The organism is Acinetobacter sp. V116_7 (genome assembly GCF_056735735.1).
In genome coordinates this window covers 150,122-171,962 of record NZ_JBWZIF010000026.1, presented here as the reverse complement: position 1 = coordinate 171,962, position 21,841 = coordinate 150,122, and the positions used below count along the sequence as shown (strand labels likewise).

Below are 21,841 nucleotides of genomic sequence, written 5' to 3'. Positions count from 1 at the left end.
GCATCCATAGAATTATTTTTTATAAGTGGCAAACTCGAATGAAGTTCCTGATTTTTCATCAACTTGCTGTTCACTTGCAGTTTTATGAAATTCACTCGGTATTGTTGGATAATGTGCATCACCTTGCACATCTAAGTCAACATGAGTAAGTTCAAGACGGTCTGCAATTGACAAAGTTTGCTTGAATATCTCACCGCCACCAATGATGAACAATGCCTGCTTTTCAGTATTTTTTACATCTTCTAAAGCTGCATTTAAAGCATCTTCAATTGAATAGGCAATTTTAACACCGTCAAATTGCCAGTTAATGTCACGGGTAATGATCCAGTTCACACGGTTTGGTAGCGCACGGCCCATAGACTCAAGAGTTTTACGACCCATCACAACCACACCGCCTTGGGTGATTTCTTTAAAGTGTTTTAAGTCGGCAGAAATATGCCATGGCAAGGCATTGCCTTTACCAATACAGTGGTTTTTGTCCATTGCTACAACGTGAACAACTTCTACATTTTGCCATGCCATAATCTTATTCTCTAAACCGTAATCTAATGAAATTTGAGTCGTTGTTACACTGCTACTGGTGCTTTAATTGCAGGATGTGACTCATAGCCTACAATTTCAACATCTTCAAATTTGAAATCAAATAAGTCTTTTATTTCTGGATTTAGTTTCAATTGGCAGAGCGGTAAAGGTTCACGTGTCAATTGAAGTTGTGCTTGCTCAAAATGGTTGGCATAAAGATGTGTATCACCACCAGTCCATACAAAATCACCGACTCCTAAACCGCACACTTGAGCAATCATATGGGTGAGTAGAGCATAGCTCGCAATGTTAAAAGGCACACCTAAGAACACGTCTGCGCTACGTTGATAAAGTTGGCACGACAATTTGTTATCTTGTACGAAAAATTGAAAAAGCGTGTGGCAAGGTGGTAAGGCTACTTGTCCAGCTTCGTTTGGGTTCCAACCAGAAATAATTAAACGACGTGAGTTTGGGTTGGTTTTAATTTCATTAATTAACCATTTAATCTGGTCAAAACCATCTTGGTTATAAGTGCCGTCAGCGTTTTTTGTTGCGCCGAAATTACGCCATTGATGACCATAGACTGGACCAAGCTCATGCTCTGGGCGGCCAAAACGAGCAGTTTGTTCTGCTGTTGCCCATTCGTCCCAAATTGAAACTTTATTATCTTTTAGATATTGGACGTTGGTATCGCCTTTTAAAAACCAAAGTAACTCAATCACAATAGAACGGAAGTGAACTTTTTTTGTGGTGAGTAAAGGAAAACCTTTAGAGAGATCAAAACGCATTTGATGACCAAATACAGAACGGGTTCCTGTGCCTGTACGGTCGCCTTTGTCACCGCCATTATCAAGGATATGTTGTAGTAGGTCTAAATATGCACGCATAACACTCTCGAGTTCGGATTAATTCCATAAAATAAAAGGGGGGAGATAGCTCAATGATAAATAATTACGCAATAGAGCTGCTTCATCATGAACCATTGAAGATGATACCCTTTGTAGCTCAAGATGAAAATCTAAAAATAGTTCTATGACATTTCAATAGATGTAATTATTCAAATCGTTTAGCACGATTTTGATGTATCGAAACCAGAAAAAAGCCAACCAATACAAAACCTAAAGCTTGTATAGCAAGAATCCATTTATGCTGAGCAGGAAGTAGATACATCAAAATAACAACGATCAAAATAGGATAGATGCTGCTTAAAAATCTAAAGCTCGATTTGTCTGATGTGTTATTTGAAATTTTGCTATTTAAGTAATGTCCAACATGTAAACCAAAACCGAAAATAAGGCTAAGAACAGTATAAGTCGGTGATAAAGGCTGGGCTTGATTGGCTACATAAATTGCAGCACAAACCGCAATAATGAAAATGAGTTTGATATGGCGCGGAGCGTTGTACCAATAAGCCAACATGAAAACCAGACCTATTTCTTAAAAAGTGATTGAGGTGAAAAAATAAAAGCAGCAAGTGCCATAAAAGCAATTCCTTGCACACCCCAGATCAGCAAGTTCGGCATCGCTTTAACAAAAATAAGGGCAAACAAAAGGGCAATAGGGATCCAAGTAAGTAAACGGTAGAGTAAACCCGTCGGGTTGCTTTGAGCGAAATGCAATTTAAAGTAACGACAGATTAAAAAAATTACCCCAGTTCCAGTAAACATTAGAATCGTATCTAAAGGCAGTGGTTGGTATTGATATAGCGCAATACAAATAAGTAGCGTAATAATCAAAATCACTAATTTTTTAAATGTTGGGACTTGCGTGTTAAACCAGAATTCCAGCATGGTATATCTTCATCTTGGGAGAGTAAAAACTGTAGCATAAAAAAAGAAAAGAGGAGCCGAAACTCCTCTAATTTAGATATTAACTATTCTTTTGTGGACCCCAGTCATAAATTTTCTTTTGATAGGCATACCACATCATCCAAAGGCCAATCAGCAACATTGGAATTGTTAGAATCTGTCCTTTTGTCATCCAACCAAATAGAATAAAACCTTGGTCGGCATCTGGTTGGCGGAAGAATTCCATAACAAAGCGGGCAACACCATATCCCATTAAGAATAGGGCAGAAACGGCCATACGAGGACGTGGTTTTGAACTAAACCACCACAGAAAAATGAATAGAATCAAACCTTCACAAAGCGCTTGATAGATTTGTGATGGATGGCGCACTAGGTGTAACGGATCTGTTGGGAAGATCATACCGAATGGATAATTTGGGTCAGTTACCGCACGACCATATAACTCTCCACCAATAAAGTTACCAATGCGTCCAAACATTAAGCCAGTCGGTACACAAGGGGCAATAAAGTCGAGCGTTTGGAACCATGTTTTTTGGTATTTTTTACACCAAAATAGCATAGCAACCATAACACCGAGAAAGCCGCCGTGGAAACTCATGCCACCTGTCCAGACTTGAAATAACCAAATCGGATTTTCGAGGAATTTATCAAACTCATAAAAAAGGACATAGCCGACACGACCGCCCAGAACAACACCTAGGGCGCCATAGAACACTAGGTCGGAAACCATTTCTGATGTCCAGCCATCACGTTGTTTGGCACGGTAGGAAGCAAGCCCCCAAGCACATAAAAATGCCAATAAATACATGAGTCCATACCAATGGACTTGAAGAGGTCCTAAGTGTATTGCGACCGGATCGATATTAGGATAGGTCAGCATTGCTGCTCCTTGATCTTACGTTTTGACAGATTGTAGCGGAATGATGTGAAAAATGTTGTACATTCAATGTGTAAAGATAGGGAACAAGAATCAATGTGTATTGTGGCTTTAGCATGGCATGTTCTGGATGATATGCCCTTGTGTCTTATGTCAAATCGGGATGAGTTTTATCATCGTCCAACGGCTTTATTGCATCCGTGGGAACATACTCCCATTGTTGCAGGACAAGATTTGCAGTCGGGTGGCACGTGGATGGGCGTTACGCCTCAAGGTCGATGGGCTGTTTTAACCAACTTCCGTGATGGACGGGATCAAAAGTCTTATGAGACTTCTCGGGGGCATTTGGTACAGGCTTTTTTAGAATCTGATTTATTGCCGATTCGATTTGCTCAACAATTAGAACAGCAACAACAGAATTTTGCTGGCTTTAACTTGTTTATGGGAAATGCTGATCAAGCGGTTTATATGAGTAACCGTGGTGAAGCTCCGCAAGTATTGGCTAACGGTGTGTATGTGGTTTCAAATGGCTTGATGTCTGAACATTGGGAAAAAACTAAACATTTACGAACACGTTTTACGCAAGAGTTTTTGCCTATGCTTCAGCATCAGACAGAAGAGTTAACTTTGCAAGATGCGGCGTGGGATATTTTGGAAGATGAGCGCAAAGTCACAACTGCTTTATTACCGAATACTGGCATTCAAGCAGAAATGGAAGAGTTATTATCATCGACTTTTATTCAAAGCCCTGTGTATGGCACACGTTGTTCAAATTTTCTAAGAATGACCAATAACGAATGGCTTTGGTTGGAAAAGACCCAACAAGGCGAGCATAGTGGGCAAATTGTTCAGCAGCAGGTTCTCTTAAATCGATGATAATAAAAATGCCGATCAATTGACCGGCATTTTTATTGGCATAAACGAATTAGCCTGCGATCACACCGCCATCTTTACGAGTAATCACAACTGTTGCTGAACGTGGACGTGCTGTTTTATTGTTTGGATCTTTCTGGGTTGCTGGCCAGTTACTGTCTGGTGTTGCGTAACTTTTCGAGTCTTCACCAGGGTGTTGAACATTAATAAAAATAGCTTTGTGATCAGGTGTCATGGCAATACCTGTAATTTCACATTGCTTTGGACCCACCAAGAAACGGCGCAAAGTTGAGTCTGTAACTTTTGCACCCACTAAAGTTTGCTGACCATTTGATGTGGTTGCAGTAGTACCATCACCAATTTGGCCCGGTAGTGCAGCAAGCATCATACAGTTAGTGACATCGGTATAAGCACCATCATCTGTCTGAATCCAAAGTACGCCACGTGGATCAAACCACATCCCGTCAGGAGATGACAAATCATTATTGTCTGTCAGACCCGATAAGTTGATATTTGAAGCCATCGATGCTTCTGCGCCAAATAGGTAGATATCCCATTTGAAGGTTTCAGCAGTGGTTTTATCATCAGTTTCTTTAAAACGGATAATATGACCGTTAACGTTACCCTTTTGCTCTTTAGTGCCGTTGTAGAGGTCTGTGTAGTTACGTGGGTTTGCAGCATCGGTCGCGTAATCTTTACCACGATTTGAGTTGTTGGTTAGGGTGACATAGACTTCGCCGTTCACTGGGTTGACCGTACACCATTCTGGGCGGTCCATTTTGGTAGCGCCTACAGAATCTGCTGCTAAGCGTGCAAATGTGACAACATCCGCTTGAGATTTAAATGGGTAGGTCGTGTTGCTCTCATTTAAGCCATTTTTGCCATAGGCCAGTTCAATCCATTGACCTGAACCATCATTATTAAATTTGGCAACATACAATTTACCCGCGTTCATATATTTGTCGCCAGCTGTATAACCGCCGTTTATGTCTTTGACATCCCATACAGCAGTCGAGACGAATTTATAGATGTATTCACCGCGAGAGTCATCACCCATATAAAACGCTAATGGTTGACCTGCTACGGCACGACAAGCACTGTCTTCATGTGCAAAACGACCTAGCGATGTTCTTTTAACCGGATTTTGGCGACCATCAAACGGATCAATCTCGACCATCCAGCCGAATGTATTTGGTCCGTTGCGATAGTCCTGTGTCGGCTGTACAGCTTTTACATCGGCATTCCAGCGGTCATATAAGTCTTGTGACTCCACTTGACCGATTGCTGTTTCCCAACCGTAACGTGAACCAGATCCTGCCTTTAAGCCATAGCGTTTCAATGCAATAATTTCTTCTGGGGTACGTAGCGCATCATCAGTCGTACTACGAGCAAAGTAACCAATAAAGTTTTCTTCGGTAGTTAAGTATGTGCCCCAAGGCGTATAACCATTACCGCAGTTATTATGGGTGCCACGAGTTTGACGACCAGCAGGTGAGAAACGAGTTGCAAGCAAACTAGACCCAGCAGCAACACCTGCAAAATTCATCTCTGTTGATGCCGTAATGCGTCGGTTAAAAATTGAATTTTTATCAATGACTACTTTTTGAGTAGTTGCATCTTTTTTGATGTGAACAATAGAAACGCCATGCGCATTGGTCTCACGAATGACTTCATCTTCAGGGCGGCGTCCATCAACTTTTGTTGGGCCTTTTGGGTGAAGGAAGGTCTGGTTGATATATTCGTGATTCATGACTAACAAACCTTCAGCCGAAACACTTTCATCAAAGTTATTTTTTGACGTATTTAAACCAAAGAAATGCATACCGTCATGGCAGTCGCCCGAGCGAAACTGGAAGCTTGGACCAGATGGGATATTATTGTCATCCCAGTCGCCAAAAGCAGGGTTGATTGAATCACCTAAAGCATAAATGACATTAGCTTCATAGCCTTCAGGTACAGTCACAATATCGTTGTGGTTTTTTGCAACTGCTGTAAAAGTTAATTTCTCTGGTTTTTTATTTGGATCTACAGGTGGGATTCCACCGTTGTTAGAACCTGAGTCATCATTACTATCATTACAGCCTGTTAAAGTTGAGGCTAAAGTTAAAGCTACAGCACCGCTTGCTGCTTTAGTAATTAAACTACGGCGACTTACATGTTGTTCTAAAATGTCACGGAAGTGGATATTGTCAGAAGTATTATTGTCCAGTTCTTGATCTTCATGATATGGCGTCAGCTCTGTCATGGGAAATTCCTAAGTAAGTAAAGAAATAAAGAGATTGTTCTAAAAATCTTCATTAGCTTAGTTGGATAGTGTGACGAGGCTTTGACGTTTTGATGATAGGTTTGTGAAATAATTGATCGTTTAGTCAAAAAAAGAAACCTGCATAAGGCAGGTTTCTTCTATTTTGGTGAAAGAGATTATTTTTTCACAACAGATGGAGCAATTGGGTCGGCAGTGATATAGCCAACCGCTGCTGCAAATTTATTGCTGTAGTTTGTATTAATTGCTGTATCAATTTGCGAAAGTAAATCTGCACTGATACCAGTACGAACACCGTTAGTTTCTTTATAGAAACGATTCCATTCATCACCTGGATGTTGGAAGTTACTCATGATGTAAGTCCAACCGTTTACTTCATCGACTGCGTGTAGACCAGTCGATTCTGCACCTGCTGGTGTAGACAAGATACGGATGAGCTGTTTAGTGTCGACATTGTAAGCCCATAAGAAGTTATTTAAATGGTTACCAGAGTCTTCACCGATAAATAACGTACGTAGCTTTTCAGAGAACTTCAAGTTGTCAGGGCTAGCAATCTGTTCTGGGTCAGCAGTGTTACCTAAGCTGTCAAAGCTAATGTCTTTACCTTTAATGAGAAGACTAGATTGGCTAGGTACCCATTCACTGTTAATTGCTACATTTGAGCTGTCTTTTTGGCCGCCTGTCAGTTTATGCTCCAAAATACCACCAGCCGTGATTTTCGGGAATTTAACGTTGTGCTCAGCAAGGTAACCGCTACCACCTTCAACCATTGAATCAACAATGTTAGCTAAAGCTGAATATGCGCGTTTATCTGCAATATTTACAGTCGTACCTTCGTTCTTGGTCAATGCCATTGAAGCACCAACGTAAGCTGCATAGCGGTGTGTCTCAAGGAAAGCCGCAGCAAGTTTAGTTTTGTCGCTGTTATCTTTAAGCTTGAGATAAACACCAGTTTTACTCAAATAAGTAAATTTAAAACCTTGAGCTTCTAATTCTGCTTTTTGAGTAGCTTGTTGTAGTTTTAAACGATCTTTCGCAGCTTTTGCTAAAACTTGTTGTTCAGGTGTACCTTTATCTCCAGCATCAATAGCATCTTTTTCTGCTGTCGTTGCATCGCTTGGATATTTGGCAATTTGTAGAACCGATTCGAAAATATCAGTTCCTTTGATACCACTCTTGATTAGGTTTTCAATCTCTACACTTGTTGCATGACCAAGCTTGATCCATGAGATCTGACCCGTCGTTGTATCTGTAAGTACTGTTGTATATTTTGCAACGTAGAGTGTACCCGCAGATAAGTCTTTCTCTTTATCTGCAACAAACATGAAGAGACCACCATTGGTATAGTCGTCACCCATCAAAACTGTACGGTTATCTGGGAAAACTTGTACAAGCTCATGTGAAATACGGCCTAAACAGTAGTGCTTTGTTACACGACCCGTACCATCTGCATTTACGGTAATTTCTGGTAAGTGACCGTAGTTATATGGGTTAGCCGCATTTTCATCACCATACACATTTTTACTGAATGCTTTAAGTGTTGAAAGTGATTGACCTAACTTTTGGTTGAAAGCATCTGGCTCATATTCTTCACTCGATAAATGAGTTCCCCATGGTGACAAGCTTGCACCACAAGTAATCCATAAACCATGCGCACTTGAAGTGTCTACATTGTGATATTTAATTAAAGTCAAATGACCAGTTTTCGGGTCTTGATCTAAAGTAAGTACTGCAATCGGAGATGATAATTTACCGTACGTATCACCACCATTTTGGTCTTTTGATAAATATTCAAACTGAACTACATGGAACACTGGGTTACCAGTTACACCTAATGCTTTCTTGTCTGCATCTGTGAAATCTTTGCCAGTCGCTTGTTTGAAGCTAATCAGAGAACTACCATCTGGACAGTCAGAGAAGAATTGACGTTCTTTACCTGCAACTGACTTATCAATAATTGGCTTATTATTAATGTCAACATAACCACCCGCGATAATCTTCCCGCCTTTACCATCAGGAACTTCTGTACCTGTTAAGAAGAATGGTTTGTAAGCAAGTTGATATTCGGTTTTACTGCCATCTTCCCATGAAATAGCAAGCTTTGATGCACATGCTGTTGTTGCGATCTCTGCTACAGTAGACGGTGCAGGCATTGACGTGAACGTTGCATTTTTAAAGTTAATTGGTTTTGATGGAGTGGTAACGTCTGAATCATCATTACTATCGTTACATCCTGCTAACGTTGCTGCCGTAGCCATCGCACCTAATGGAAGAAAAGGGATCCCCGTAAACCATTTTAAAATGTCGCGACGTGTTGGGTGGTTAGAAGCAGTTGTCATAATAAATCCGTAACTTTTGTGAGTATATTTGTTGAGTTGATTCTATGGACTGGAAATGACACTTTTCTTACATTTTTAAGTCACTTTGAAGACAGTTTATAGCTTTGTAGATTAAAAAGTGACCTAGACAAAAAAGCCTGAACTTAGAGGTTCAGGCTTTTTCTTAAATATTATTTTATTCAGCAGATTGAGCTTTTCTTTTCTCAAGAATTTTACCGAACAATAATCCAAGTTCGAAAAGCAGCCACATCGGGATTGCCAACATCACCATAGAAATTGCATCTGGTGGGGTAATGAACATCGCTACAAAAAAACAGCCCACAATGATAAAACGTCTTTTTTCAGCAAGACTTTTTGTATTTACCACACCAATTAAAATCAGTAGAAGCGTCGCGATTGGAATTTCAAAAGTGACACCAAAAACTAAAAACAGCTTTAAGCAAAAGCTTAGGTAGCTATTAATATCCGTCATAGGTGCAACAGTTTCAGGCGATACACTAATAAAGAAATGTAAAATTGCAGGAAGTGTAATGTAGTATGCAAAGGCAACTCCAGCATAAAACAAAACGATACTACCGATGAGTAATGGCAGCGCTAAATGACGTTCTTTTTGATATAACGCTGGGCGGACAAAAGTCCAGATTTCATAAAGAATAAATGGCATTGCCAGCACAAGCGCGACAAATAAATTGAGCTTAAAAGGCGCCATAAAGGTTGCAGTTACATCTGTTGCAATCATTGAAGATGATGCTGGAAGTTGCAGCCTTAAAGGTTCAGATAATAATTGGTAAGTATTATTTCGAAAGGGTAATAAGCAAAAGAATAAAAATAATGTTACCCCGACAATCCTAAATAAATGACGTCTTAAAACGACCAAATGATTCATGATTGGCATTTGGTCTAAATTTTCTTGCGTATTTACAGTCGTTGAAGGCAGTTGGTTCATACGGCAATCTTCAATTTAACGGGAGGTGTTTCTAAAGTGTCGCTTTCAGATACCAAAGGTGTAAATTTGGCAAGAAAGGGCACTTCATAATGACCCGATACAGGGGAGTACATCGTAGACTGAGATATAGTTTCAGCTACCTCAGTTTTTTCTGAGTTGTCTGAAGTAGTCTGTTTTTGTATTTCTTCAAGTTGTTGTTGTACTTTGCGTTCTAGTGCTTCAATGCGGTTGAGTTCTTCTTGCATTTCTTTTCGAAATTCAGAAAGACGCAACTCTTGATCAATCTCATTTTGCAAATTGGTAATATAACGTTTCAGGCGAACATACCAGCGACCAGCAAAGCGTGCGGCTTCTGGTAGTTTATCTGGGCCTAAAACTAAAATTGCAATAATTGCAAAACAGAGTAGCTCTGTCATTCCTACATCAAGCATGGTGGAAAACCTTTAGCTTTTCACTGATGTGCTGTCAGGGGTTTTGACTTGGGCATCAATTGTACGTGGAGTATTAAGAGCAGCAGTTTCGTCTTCTTCACGAACTGATTTTTTAAAGTCTTTTACTGCACCGCCTACATCTTTACCGATATTTTTTAATTTAGATGTACCGAATAATAAAATAACGACAATTGCAAAAATAACGACGTGCCAAATAGATAAACCGGCCATGATCTTATACCTCTTTTCAGTTTGCTTTATATCAACAGGTTGCCATGACAACAATGTGACATTTATATGTCATTTTTAAGACAATAGCCGTCAGTCAAAATCTAAAAGGGTAGTTTTATAAAGGCTGTATTGGGTTGTTATTTTAGAGAGAGCTGAGAAAGTGAAGCTTAAATTACTTGAAATGGAGAGTACATTTCACTTTGAAAAGGTGTAGCATAACAAACTGATTTTGATGGGTGAGAGGAGAAAACGTGGCGTTATTATTGCCAATATTGGCGTTTATCACTGGACTTTTACTTGCTCAGATTTCTCTTTCAGAAACGATAAAACCTGTTCTTTCAGCTTGGCTTGCCCGTTTATTGATTCCAGTTGTGATTATTTACAACATGGTATTTTATCAGCCGGGTAGTTTGAGTTTGATGCTCTTTAGCTTCGGTTCAGCATTTCTTATTTTCTTTGCATATTTAGCTTTATTTAAAGACAGATTATTAGCGCTTTGCGTGAGTTATACCAACATGGGCTGGCTCGGTTTTCCTTTTGCCATGGCTTTATTTGGCCCTGATGCTACGGCCCCAATTGTTGCGCTATATATTGGTATGTCTCTTTTTGGAAATGCATGGGCGGTTACTGCAGTCACTACTGCACCACAAAGTAAGCTCAGCATATTAAAAAAGGTTTTAACTTCTCCTCCTTGTATTTCAATCTTTTGCGCGCTTGTGCTCAGGTTGTTAGGTGCTCAGCATATCGAGCATCCTGCCATACATTGGGTATATGAGGTTGCCAAGTTCGCAATGACATTTGCTGGAATGTGTGTACTGGGAATGTGGTTACGTCGTACTCGAGTGCATTTAAAAGACTTAATCTACAGCACCAAAGCTCAAGCATTTAAGGTGGTGTGTGGACTTATTCTTTGTGGCTTAACTTATAGATTTCTACCGATTCCAAATATAAGTCAGCAAATTGGAGTCATGTTTTTAATGTTCTGTTTGCCACCAGCAGCCAATATTGTAGCGCTAGAAACACATTATCAAGGAACAGGAAGATCTGCGGCTTATATTGCCTCAGGGACGATTGTGAGTTGTGTGTGTATTGTGATTTATGCAGTGTTTTTGCATTTTTCACTATAATTTTTAAACTTCTTTCACCACATTTGCTTGTGCGAAGGCGGCATGGATGCCGCCAGTTAGACTGTGGCACAAGGAAGTGCCATCAGTCTAACAAAAGATTTTTGCTTACTTTTCATCTTTGAAAAGTAAGGTTTGCCTATACAAAGTTTAATCTGTTTTAACGCTGTATATTATGGCCATGTGATCAGTTTACTTCTGCAAACTCTCTCTAAATAACTGCATCGCTTGTCCACGATGACTAATCTTATTTTTGTCTTCTTTAGAAAGTTCAGCACTAGAAACTTGTAGCTCAGGTAACCAGAACAGAGGGTCATAACCAAAGCCATTTTCACCACGTGCAGCTTCTAAAATTTCGCCGTGCCAGATGCCTTGGAAAATTTGTGGCAAAGGATCTTCAGCATGTGTTACTAGAGCAAGTACACACACAAACATGCCTTCAATCACTTCACCATTTTTACGAAATGGCAAAAGATCATTTAATAATTTGGCATTGTTCGCTGCATCGTCACCGTGTTCTCCAGCATAGCGTGCAGAGTAAATGCCAGGTGCACCACCTAAAACAGGAATACAAATGCCTGAGTCATCAGCCATAGCAGGTTTACCTGAAATTTTAGAGGCATGACGAGCTTTAATAATGGCATTTTCAATAAAGCTTAAGCCATCTTCAATTGCATCCGGAATATCAAGGCGACCTTGAGGAATAATTTCTACAGGTAACTTAAGCTGTTCAAAAAGTTTTTCAAACTCAGCGACTTTACCTTTGTTATTGCTGGCAAGAACTAAACTGCCCTGATCAAACCAATGTGGGGTAGACATAATAAAACCAAACTTTATAGCTAATATCGAACGTGAGTTATGTTACGTGTTTTTTAAGAGGGGATATAGAGGGAAATAAATAGAATATAAAATGGGACAACCTAAACTAAAGCCACCTTGTAGAGCATACAAGGTGGCTTTAGTCGAGTAAGGTTTTTTTACGGATGAACCGTTATTATTGTGCTTGAATCCATTTGTCTGCACGGTCACGTGCGGTACGGATTTGTTCTTGAGTTAAGTTCGCCGCTAGAGCAGTTTTCTTACCTTCAGATAGGCTAATCACTTTATTATCGAGCATGCCATCACGAGTTGAAAGCTCATACCACTGGTAAGCACCTACGTAGTTTTTCTTTTGCTCTTCCATCATCGCGAGGTTGTAGCTTGCACGGTTATCACCATTGCTTGCTGCTTTTTCAAAGTATTTACGAGCCATAGACTCATCTTTTCTAACACCAATACCGTCGGCGTACATACGACCTACGTTGAGTTGTGCTGGTGATAAACCTTGATCAGCTGCCGCTTTAAACCATGCGAAAGCTTGTTTCTCATCTTTTTCTACATCTTTACCATATTGGTAGTGTGTACCAAGGTAAAATTGCGCGCCTGCTTGACCAGCTTTTGCAGCTTTCTGAAGGTCATTAACCCCCATTGTTGAAAAGCGTGCAGCCTGACTCGCAACCGATTGTGGCTGGGCGATATAATCTGCATGAGCCTGCATACTTAGCAGTCCTGCAAATAGTGTGCTAAATAATGTCTTTTTCATAGTGCACTCACTCGATAAATAGCGACTTCACCAAACAAATTAGGAACATGTTTGCTTAACAGGCTTCCCTGCTGATTTCCATTGACGGCGAGTCGATTAATAATTTGTATCTGATTTTCAGCACAGAGTGCTTCGAAATCTTTAAATGTACATAGATGAATATTGGGGGTGTTATACCACATATATGGTAAAGCATCCGATACAGGCATCATTCCTTTTAATGCAAGAAAAGAACGAGTCTTCCAATGCGCAAAGTTTGGAAAAGTAATAATTGCCTGTTTACCCACACGCACCATGTCTCTTAATAAAACATCCGGTGCATCTACGGCTTGCAAAGCCTGTGCCATAACCACATAGTCAAAAGACTGGTCGGCAAAACGGCTCAAACCGAGATTCAAATCTTGTTGAATAATATTTAACCCGCGACTGACGGCAATTGCAATCTTTTCTTGATCAATTTCTAAACCATAAGCACGAATTTGATGCTTTTGGCTCATATGAGCGAGTAATTCACCATCACCACACCCTAAATCGAGTACGCTTGAGCCGGGTTTAATCCACTTTTCTGCCAGTTGTTGATCAATACGCATTAACTTGCCTCCAGTGATGTCGATTTTAAGTGTTCTTCACCACCTAAGAAAGCGCGCATGGTTTTGACATACAGTGGAATCGGGAATAAGAACGAGTCATGGCCTTGCTCAGCATCAATATCGAGATAACTTACAGGCTTATGATTGGTAATAAGTGCATCTACAATTTCTTGAGAGCGACTAGGGGCAAAACGCCAGTCTGTTGTAAAAGAGACAATCAGGAACTGACATTTAGTTTTACCCATCGCTTCTGTTAACGAATGATTGTATTCACGTGATGGGTCAAAATAATCCAAAGCTTTGGTCATGATGAGATAAGTATTGGCATCAAAGTTACGGCTAAACTGTTCGCCCTGATAACGGAGATAGCTTTCGACTTGAAACTCGACATCAAAACCATACATAAATTTGCCAGATTTTAAATCACGGCCAAATTTTTGTTTCATGGCTTCTTCTGAAAGATAGGTGATATGACCGACCATGCGAGCCAAAATCAGACCACGTTTCGGGTAGCTATCATTTTCTAAATAACGACCATGATGGAAGTCTGGATCAGATAAGATCGACTGACGCGCAACCTCGTTAAATGCAATATTTTGTGCTGAAAGCTTTGGTGCGCTGGCAATAATCACACACTTTTGTAAGCGGTCAGGATAATCGACTGACCATTGTAGTGCTTGCATGCCCCCTAATGATCCACCCACAACTGCATACCAAGCATCTACACCTAAAAGGTCAGAAAGCATGGCTTGAGTTTTGACCCAGTCGCGTACCGTTACTAACGGGAAATCCGGTCCATATGGGCGATTATCATTTTCAGGATTTGGTGACGTTGGACCAGTTGAGCCGCTACATCCACCAATATTATTGAGCGAAACTACAAAAAACTTATTTGTGTCGATTGCTTTACCCGGGCCAATACAGCTATCCCACCATCCAGCTTTTTTATCATCTTCATGGTGATAACCCGCTGCATGATGATGTCCGGAAAGAGCATGACAGATTAAAATGGCATTTGATTTATCTGCATTTAAAGTGCCGTAAGTTTCAACCATTAATTCAAAACGTGGCAAAACACGCCCACATTCAAGATGTAATGGTTCTTCAAATTGGAACTTTTGCGGAGTGACTAACCCCACTGAATCAGCTGGAAAAGACACGGGAACATTTCGCCTTTTAAATCTTTCAGGAATAAAAAGAAAGGATACCAAGCTAGGTATCCTTTCAAAAGAGTTTTTTTAAATTAAACAGCGGCGGCAACAACCTGATCTGTACTTAAAACGCCTTGATCAATCAAACGGTTAGTACATGCAATAATTGCTTCAATCGATGAGGTGACGGTATTGTCATGAACACCTGCACCAAATGAACCTTTACCGGTACCTTTGACTTGAAGTTCGATCAAGGTTAATGCTTTCGCATTTGCACCTGAACTAATACTACGTTCTTCATAGTTCAATACGTCAATTGGTAATTGAAGCGCATTTAAGAATGCAGAGATTGGTCCGTTACCTTCACCGCGAAGTTGTTGTGTTTCACCTTCAACATCAACATCAAGTTCGATAATTTGAGTGCCATTAATGTCAGATAATCTGTAGTTTTTGACTGTGTAATGGTGGTTTTTCACATCAACATAAGTGTCTTTAAACAAGGTCCAGATTTCTTTTGCATTAATTTCTGTACCATTATCATCAGCATATTGTTGAACAACTTGGCTGAATTCGATTTGTAAACGGCGAGGCAATACAACGTTGTAGTTCGCTTCTAATAAGTAAGCAATACCGCCTTTACCAGACTGACTATTTACACGAATAACTGCGTCATAGTCGCGCCCCAAATCTTTTGGGTCGATTGGCAAGTAAGGCATATCCCAGATTTCTTCGTTTTTCTGGTACTCGAAGCCTTTTTTGATTGCATCCTGATGTGAACCAGAGAATGCAGTAAATACCAAGTCACCTGCATATGGATGGCGAGGGTGTACAGGTAAACCAGTACATTCTTCAACCGTAGCAATCACTTCATTAATGTTAGAGAAATCTAACTCTGGCGCTACACCTTGGGTGTACATGTTCAATGCAATAGCTGCAACGTCAACGTTACCCGTACGTTCACCATTACCGAACACACAACCTTCAACACGGTCAGCACCCGCCATAATGGCAAGTTCTGATGCAGCAATACCACAGCCGCGGTCATTGTGGCAGTGAACAGAAATGATCACGCCATCACGACGTGCCAAATTACGATGCATCCATTCAATTTGGTCTGCATAAACATTTGGTGTAGAAACTTCTACAGTCGCGGGTAAATTTAAAATCACTTTATGGTCAGGACGTGCATCCCAAATTTCTGTGACGGCATCACAGACATCTTTTGCGACTTCTAATTCGGTTGCAGAGAAACACTCAGGGCTGTACTGGAAAATCCAGTCAGTTTGAGGATATTGCGCCGCATACTCTTTAACTTTTTGAGCAGCATTAATTGCTAATTGTTTTGCGCCATTAACGTCTACATTCAACACCTTTTGACGGAAGGTTGGAGAGTTAGAGTTATAAATATGCACAATTGCGCGTTTAGCACCTGCCAAAGATTCAAAAGTACGTTCAATTAAATGATCACGTGCTTGAACCAAAACCTCAATGTATACGTCATCAGGAATATGATTCTCTTCGATCAACATGCGAGTAAAATCGAAGTCAATTTGAGACGCAGAAGGGAAACCGATTTCAATATGTTTAAAACCGATTTTTACAAGCATTTTGAACATTTTGAATTTTTGTTCCATGTTCATCGGTTCAAAAATTGCTTGGTTACCGTCACGTAAATCAGTACTCATCCAGATTGGCGCTTTTGTAATTTCTTTATTTGGCCATTGGCGATCTGGTAAATCCACTCGTTGGTACATACGGCGGTATTTTTTGCTTGGGTCAGCCAACATCATGAGAAAACTCCTTGTCTCGTAGCGCAGTTGCTCTGGATATATTTAAAAGGCAACGTCTCTACTTAATATATGGTATCTAATTCAGAAAAATTAAAGGGAACCTCAAAGTGCTGCTTTAGAAAGCAGACAAAATTTTTATACGCGCGCTTGGCGCAGCATCAGGAGTTGCGGATGATGTCTTGCTTGAGTAGGCTGGGCAAACAAGTAATTCGTTTTCATCTCTAGACCGTGAAATAATAAGTTTGATGGTTTGCTGGTAATCTTGATATTTAGATATATCACATCTAAACAATGATTACACCTTGTGCAAAAGTCTTATCGTAATTTTAATCTCAGAAATTAGAAAATAATTTTCTAATTTTGCGCAGTTTTATGTTTATGAGAAAATAATTTTCATATTTTTGCCATATTGAGGTAAAAGAAATTATATGATCTCAATAAGGCAAAAATAAATGTAGTTATAGCTCTGACCACATTCGAATTAAATTATGATAAATATTGGTGAGCTTCATGACTTCTGGATAGTTATCGCCGTGTGTTTTACGTAATTCTCTAATACTTTCATCTAAGTTAAATAAAAGATGACGTTTACTATCGTCGCGTACCAAACTTTGAACCCAAAAGAAAGAAGCAAAACGAGTACCTGAAGTAATACTACTAACTTCATGCAGGCTGGTCGAAGGGTAGAGCACCACATCACCTGCGGGTAATTTGACTTCGTGATAACCATAAGTGTCTTCAATAACGAGGTCACCGCCTTCATATTCATCAGGTTCACTTAAAAATAGCGTACAAGATAAATCGGTGCGGAGCTGCTCAGAAGTACCACGGATAAGACGAATTGAGTTGTCCACGTGAAAACCGAAGCTTTCATGTTCATCATAACGATTAAAAAGCGGTGGAATAATTTTGTGTGGTAGGGCCGCAGCCTGAAACACTGGATTTTGCCAAATTGCTTTGATGACAATATCACTCAAATGATGAGTAAGCGGGTCTTGTTCCGAGAGTTGCTGATTTCTTTTAACAGAAGCAGATAAGGTCCCAGCCGTCACTTTTCCACCTACCCAATTGGCTTCTTCCATGAGTTTACGAAACTCGGCAACTTGCTCTTTGCTTAAAACATTAGGGATATGATGAATCACAGCAAACACCTTTTAATATAGATACTTCATTTGTAAAAATAGCCTCGTGATGAGGCTATTTTATATGAACTTTGATTAATTCCATAAATAAATTATGGAATTTAAACTTAGTACTTAAAGTTAATCGCTAAGACAGCATTACGGCCAACACCTTCAAACGCGTAGTGAGCAGGGTGAGCACTTGTGAAGTAGCGCTTATCAGAGATATTGTTAATGTTAAGCTGTAAGTTTACGTTCTTGTTGACGTCGTATTTAGCCATAGCATTGTAAATGGTATAGGTTGGTAAATACTTGTCTTCAAGCATCGTTGTACCTGTGTTTGTATTAGTGAACACTTTGTCACGATACTCTGCACCTGCACCAACTGTTAATTTAGGCAAGATTCTATAAGTTGACCACAATGTTGCGCTATTTTTAGCTACAAATGGTAATGGTTTACCTTCTTGAGCAACTGCGTTGTAAGCCGCTTTTGTAAGTTCGCTGTCTAAATAGCTATAACCAGCTGAAACTTCCCACTTATCAGTCACTTTACCGTTGAAACCAACTTCAAATCCGTCAACTTTACTTTCGCCAGCATTAGTTGAAGTGTTGGCATCTATAGCGATACGAGTATTTTGCTTCTCTGTGCGGAAGATTGCAGCAGTTAAGTTTGCACGGTTATTAAATAGGTCCCACTTTGTACCTATTTCGAAAGTACGTGCTTTTTCTGGGTCTAAATCATTTGCTTGTTGCGAAGATGTAGATAGTGCATCTGCGCCGTCACCTTGGTCTACGCCAACTGGGTTAGCAGAAGTTGCAAAGCTTGCATAGACACTGCCATTTTCAGTTGGTTTATAGACTAGACCAGCTTGATAAGAGAAATAATCACTGTCGTTTTCAAATTTCTGACCAGCTGCAATGCTTACATCATTTGAGTAATTGCCGTTAGCTCCACCCACTGTTTTATAAATGTTTTTATTATATTTACGTTCAGTTTCAAATTTATCCCAACGTACGCCCAAATTTAAAAGCCATTGAGGGTTAAATTCGATGCTATCTAAAGCATATAAAGAAACAGTACGACTGCGGGTTGTATATTGATTGGTGATGCTACCTAAAGTATCGGTAAATGCTCCATTCATTGGATTATTTACTGATGTACACCAACCATTCGAAATAGCACTGCTCGCAGGGCAGCTTGTATTGTGTACAGTTGAGGTTGTACCAGAGCCATCTGTAAAAGTGTAAACACCTTGGCTTGATTCTTGATAGCTCCACTCAGCACCTGTATTAAATGAGTGCTTAAGTGAGCCAGTATTAAATTTCCCTTTTAATGCAAGCTGGTCACTATATGCATCAGTATCTACAATACGACTTAAAGCACGACGAACAATAGTACCATTTTTGGTTACATTACCTTTTGAGTCATCTGCGTTTGTATAGATGTAATCTGATTTAGATTTTGTATATGACATCGTATTTGACAAAGTTAAATCATCAGCAAGATCTTGCTCTAATTTAAATGTACCAATGTGGTTTTCACGCTTATCAAAATCACGCTCTTTCCAGCCATAATATGTGCCTTGTTTTACATCAATTGGTTTTCCACCAACAGGAAGAAATGGAATACCTGCATCAGGTTCATCATTACTACGTAAATAGTAGTAGCTCAGTGTTCCACGAGTTGCACTATCCAGGCCAAATGCAAGACTTGATGCAATACCGGCACGAGCATATTCAGCACCATTATTTGCACCAGCTTTTTCGTTTTCATGGCCCATAACCACTACACGACCAGCGACTCCGTTACCAAAGTCTTTGTTAGCATCGAGTTGAATATGACGATAGTTGTCAGTACCACCTTGAACGCTACCTTGGTAAACGTCACCTTCATGAGCAACTTTAGGGATTAAGTTAATGCTTCCGCCTACACCGCCGCCGCCGCCAAGAGCAGAAGAAGAGCCTTTAATGACCTCAACTTGTTCGATGGCAAACATATCGCGATTTTGAGAAGTCGAATTACGAACACCATCAACGTAGACAGATGATTGAGCACTATAACCACGGATGTAGGGCATATCTGTAAACGGCGTACCACCTTCACCTGCACCTAACGTAATACCAGGTTCATAGCGTAAAGCTTCGAGTAGAGTATTAGAGTTTGTATCTTTAATTAATTTTTGAGAAAGAATAGAGACTGATTTTGGCGTGTCTTTAAGAGGAGCTACTAGTTTAGAGTTGGCTGACTGATCTACTTTTAAAGATTCTTCTTGAGTCGCCTGAGTATGAATCGTTGGTAATTGTGAAATTGCTTCTTGTGCCATGGCTGTTGTTGCAATCATTGATAACGAAGAAGCTATCGCAGAAGAAACAATTTTTTTACGTGTTCTAATCAAAGACATGACTTCAGGACTCTAAAACTAAAAGGTTATGCGAATAATAATAATTCTTATTTATATGTACAGTTTGTGTTAATTGGATTTGCCTATTGAATTATGAAGAAAAAGTGAATGCCTGAATGGTTAATTGTATATTTATTTAGCTAATCTATTGATTTTTGGTAATTGTTTGTAAAAACGATTAAATTTAGATTTTGATTGTAATTTTAGATTTATGAAGAATAACTAAAAAATTAGTTTTACTTAAGGTTTTATGAAAAATATTTAAAGAATCATAAAATTACTGTGAAATTTACGAGAATAACGAGGCTAACTTAAATGAAGTGATCGGTTAATTTTGTATATCTTGAAAGTTGTCATATAATACAGCACTTTTAAAAAAACTGTTCCTACTCACTAATTTTTATCGAGGAAGCCATGCAAGTAACGACTGAAGCGGTTTCGGGCGTTGCCCGTCGTTTAAATGTGTCTGTACCGACGAGCCGTATTAACGAGCAATTTGAAGCTCGTTTGAAACGCACTGCCAAAACTGTGAAGATCAACGGCTTCCGTCCAGGTAAAGTACCTGAAAACGTTGTTCGCCGCGAATACGGTGCAAGCATTTATCAAGAAGTTGTAAATGACATCATTCGTGATAGCGTTTTTGAAGCAATTCAACAAGAAAAAATCAATGCGGTAGGTATGCCGAACATTGATAAAGTTGAACATAAAGAAGATGCTTTAGTTTTTGAAGCGACTGTAGAAGTTTATCCAGAAGTTGCAGTACAAGCATTCGACGGTTTAGAAGTTGAACGTAAAACAGCTGAAATTAAAGATGCTGACGTTGATGCTATGATCGAAAACTTGCAAAAACAACGTCAAACTTGGGCTGTTACCAAGGGCATGGCGAAAAAAGACATGCAAGTGACTTTTGACTTTGAAGGCACTATCGACGGTGAAAAGTTTGAAGGCGGTTCTGCTGAAGACTTTAAACTCGTATTAGGTTCAGGTCGTATGATTCCTGGCTTTGAAGACGGCATCGTTGGTATGAAAGCTGGTGAAGAGAAAGTAATTGATGTTACTTTCCCAGAAGATTACCAAGCTGAAAACTTGGCTGGTAAAGCAGCTCAGTTCAAAATCACTGTGAAGCAAGTTGAAAAATCAAAACTTCCAGAAATTGATGCTGAATTCTTGAAAATCTTCGGTGTAACTGAAGAAGAAGGCGTTGAGAAATTAAAAGCTGACGTTCGTAAGAATATGGAGCGTGAAGTTCGCAATGGTTTACGTAACCAAGTTAAACAAGCTGCTTTTGATGCACTTGTTGCTGCGAACGAAGTTGAAGTTCCAACTGCAATGGTTGCTCAAGAAATTGACCGCCAACGTCAACAAATGGTTCAACAATTCACTCAACAGTTCGGTGGTGCAGGCGCGCAATCTTTTGACAAGAGCATGCTTCCTGACGAATTGTTCAAAGAACAAGCAGAGCGTTCTGTTAAGCTTGGCGTATTGGTAAGCAAAGTTTTAGCTGATGCTAAACTTGAAGTTGACCAAGCTCGCGTTGATGCTTACATCGACGACATGGCTTCTTCTTACGAAGATCCAACTGAAGTGATTGAATACTTCAAAAATGATGCTCAACAACGTGCTCAAATCGAAGCAGTTGTATTAGAAGATCAAGTTGTTGATCACATCTTAGCTGGTGCTAAAGTGACTGACAAAGCTGTATCTTATGATGACTTATTGAAAGAACAACAAGCTCGCCGTATGGGCTAATCTTTTTAGAAGTTAGAAAAAGGCGCTTAGGCGCCTTTTTTA

The 21,841-nt window shown here is 39.7% G+C and carries 19 protein-coding genes and 1 pseudogene; 3 read left to right on the top strand and 17 right to left on the bottom strand.

What is annotated here, in order from left to right:
• Positions 1-12 precede the first annotated feature (12 nt).
• From AC1PJP_RS11915 to lgt, 5 genes and pseudogenes are all read right to left on the bottom strand, one after another.
• The gene (locus AC1PJP_RS11915) at positions 13-522 is read right to left on the bottom strand and encodes a dihydrofolate reductase (RefSeq protein WP_004794794.1); all 510 of its coding nucleotides are present in this window, start codon (positions 520-522) and stop codon (positions 13-15) included.
• A 44-nt stretch (positions 523-566) separates the two neighbouring features.
• Complete coding sequence (thyA, locus tag AC1PJP_RS11910) at positions 567-1,409, bottom strand: thymidylate synthase (RefSeq protein ID WP_005302144.1); 843 nt, start codon at positions 1,407-1,409, stop codon at positions 567-569.
• Positions 1,410-1,577: 168 nt separating this feature from the next.
• A pseudogene (locus AC1PJP_RS11905) lies at positions 1,578-1,941 on the bottom strand (hypothetical protein); the annotation flags it as partial.
• Between the two features lie 11 nt (positions 1,942-1,952).
• Complete coding sequence (locus tag AC1PJP_RS11900; protein ID WP_005302149.1) at positions 1,953-2,312, bottom strand: hypothetical protein; 360 nt, start codon at positions 2,310-2,312, stop codon at positions 1,953-1,955.
• A 79-nt stretch (positions 2,313-2,391) separates the two neighbouring features.
• Positions 2,392-3,210, bottom strand: a complete 819-nt coding sequence (gene lgt, locus AC1PJP_RS11895; protein ID WP_479767019.1) for a prolipoprotein diacylglyceryl transferase — start codon at positions 3,208-3,210, stop codon at positions 2,392-2,394.
• A 93-nt stretch (positions 3,211-3,303) separates the two neighbouring features.
• Here lgt and AC1PJP_RS11890 point away from each other — a divergent pair, with 93 nt between their 5' ends.
• The gene (locus AC1PJP_RS11890) at positions 3,304-4,083 is read left to right on the top strand and encodes an NRDE family protein (RefSeq protein WP_479767053.1); all 780 of its coding nucleotides are present in this window, start codon (positions 3,304-3,306) and stop codon (positions 4,081-4,083) included.
• A gap of 49 nt (positions 4,084-4,132) precedes the next feature.
• Here the strand turns inward: AC1PJP_RS11890 and AC1PJP_RS11885 are convergent, their stop codons facing one another.
• The 5 genes from AC1PJP_RS11885 to AC1PJP_RS11865 all read right to left on the bottom strand — a co-directional run bounded on the left by AC1PJP_RS11885 (position 4,133) and on the right by AC1PJP_RS11865 (position 10,290).
• Entirely contained in the window at positions 4,133-6,325 is a 2,193-nt protein-coding gene (locus AC1PJP_RS11885; RefSeq protein WP_479767018.1) for a PhoX family protein, read from the bottom strand.
• 176 nt (positions 6,326-6,501) lie between these two features.
• Positions 6,502-8,682 (bottom strand): PhoX family protein, encoded by a 2,181-nt coding sequence (locus tag AC1PJP_RS11880; RefSeq protein ID WP_013198996.1) that lies wholly within the window; start codon positions 8,680-8,682, stop codon positions 6,502-6,504.
• 175 nt (positions 8,683-8,857) lie between these two features.
• Positions 8,858-9,628 (bottom strand): twin-arginine translocase subunit TatC, encoded by a 771-nt coding sequence (tatC, locus tag AC1PJP_RS11875; RefSeq protein ID WP_004794778.1) that lies wholly within the window; start codon positions 9,626-9,628, stop codon positions 8,858-8,860.
• Complete coding sequence (tatB, locus tag AC1PJP_RS11870; protein WP_005302167.1) at positions 9,625-10,059, bottom strand: Sec-independent protein translocase protein TatB; 435 nt, start codon at positions 10,057-10,059, stop codon at positions 9,625-9,627. The genes tatC and tatB overlap by 4 nt, the downstream gene beginning before the upstream one ends.
• A gap of 12 nt (positions 10,060-10,071) precedes the next feature.
• Positions 10,072-10,290 carry a Sec-independent protein translocase subunit TatA gene (locus AC1PJP_RS11865; RefSeq protein WP_004794775.1) on the bottom strand — a complete coding sequence of 73 codons (219 nt, stop codon included), beginning with the start codon at positions 10,288-10,290 and terminating at the stop codon, positions 10,072-10,074.
• Positions 10,291-10,541: 251 nt separating this feature from the next.
• Between AC1PJP_RS11865 and AC1PJP_RS11860 the strand changes: the two genes are divergently transcribed.
• The gene (locus tag AC1PJP_RS11860) at positions 10,542-11,417 is read left to right on the top strand and encodes an AEC family transporter (RefSeq protein WP_416707671.1); all 876 of its coding nucleotides are present in this window, start codon (positions 10,542-10,544) and stop codon (positions 11,415-11,417) included.
• A 189-nt stretch (positions 11,418-11,606) separates the two neighbouring features.
• On the opposite strand, the gene rdgB is transcribed toward AC1PJP_RS11860, so the two are convergent.
• The 7 genes from rdgB to AC1PJP_RS11825 all read right to left on the bottom strand — a co-directional run bounded on the left by rdgB (position 11,607) and on the right by AC1PJP_RS11825 (position 20,050).
• Positions 11,607-12,233 carry an RdgB/HAM1 family non-canonical purine NTP pyrophosphatase gene (rdgB, locus tag AC1PJP_RS11855; protein ID WP_311073343.1) on the bottom strand — a complete coding sequence of 209 codons (627 nt, stop codon included), beginning with the start codon at positions 12,231-12,233 and terminating at the stop codon, positions 11,607-11,609.
• A gap of 175 nt (positions 12,234-12,408) precedes the next feature.
• Entirely contained in the window at positions 12,409-12,996 is a 588-nt protein-coding gene (locus AC1PJP_RS11850; protein ID WP_013198993.1) for a tetratricopeptide repeat protein, read from the bottom strand.
• A complete protein-coding gene (metW, locus tag AC1PJP_RS11845) occupies positions 12,993-13,586 on the bottom strand; it encodes a methionine biosynthesis protein MetW (protein ID WP_001217230.1) in 594 nt (197 codons plus the stop codon). The genes AC1PJP_RS11850 and metW overlap by 4 nt, the downstream gene beginning before the upstream one ends.
• Positions 13,586-14,746: a homoserine O-succinyltransferase MetX gene (metX, locus tag AC1PJP_RS11840; protein ID WP_049837917.1), complete on the bottom strand. Its 1,161-nt coding sequence runs from the start codon at positions 14,744-14,746 to the stop codon at positions 13,586-13,588. Before metX ends, metW begins: the two co-directional genes overlap by 1 nt.
• 83 nt (positions 14,747-14,829) lie before the next feature.
• A complete protein-coding gene (gene leuA, locus AC1PJP_RS11835; RefSeq protein WP_013198991.1) occupies positions 14,830-16,527 on the bottom strand; it encodes a 2-isopropylmalate synthase in 1,698 nt (565 codons plus the stop codon).
• Between the two features lie 458 nt (positions 16,528-16,985).
• Positions 16,986-17,669, bottom strand: coding sequence for a Fe2+-dependent dioxygenase (locus tag AC1PJP_RS11830; protein ID WP_199944983.1), 684 nt, complete (start codon positions 17,667-17,669; stop codon positions 16,986-16,988).
• 107 nt (positions 17,670-17,776) lie between these two features.
• Entirely contained in the window at positions 17,777-20,050 is a 2,274-nt protein-coding gene (locus AC1PJP_RS11825) for a TonB-dependent receptor (RefSeq protein WP_479767017.1), read from the bottom strand.
• Positions 20,051-20,464: 414 nt separating this feature from the next.
• Between AC1PJP_RS11825 and tig the strand changes: the two genes are divergently transcribed.
• Positions 20,465-21,799 (top strand): trigger factor, encoded by a 1,335-nt coding sequence (tig, locus tag AC1PJP_RS11820; RefSeq protein ID WP_151821260.1) that lies wholly within the window; start codon positions 20,465-20,467, stop codon positions 21,797-21,799.
• Positions 21,800-21,841 lie beyond the last annotated feature (42 nt).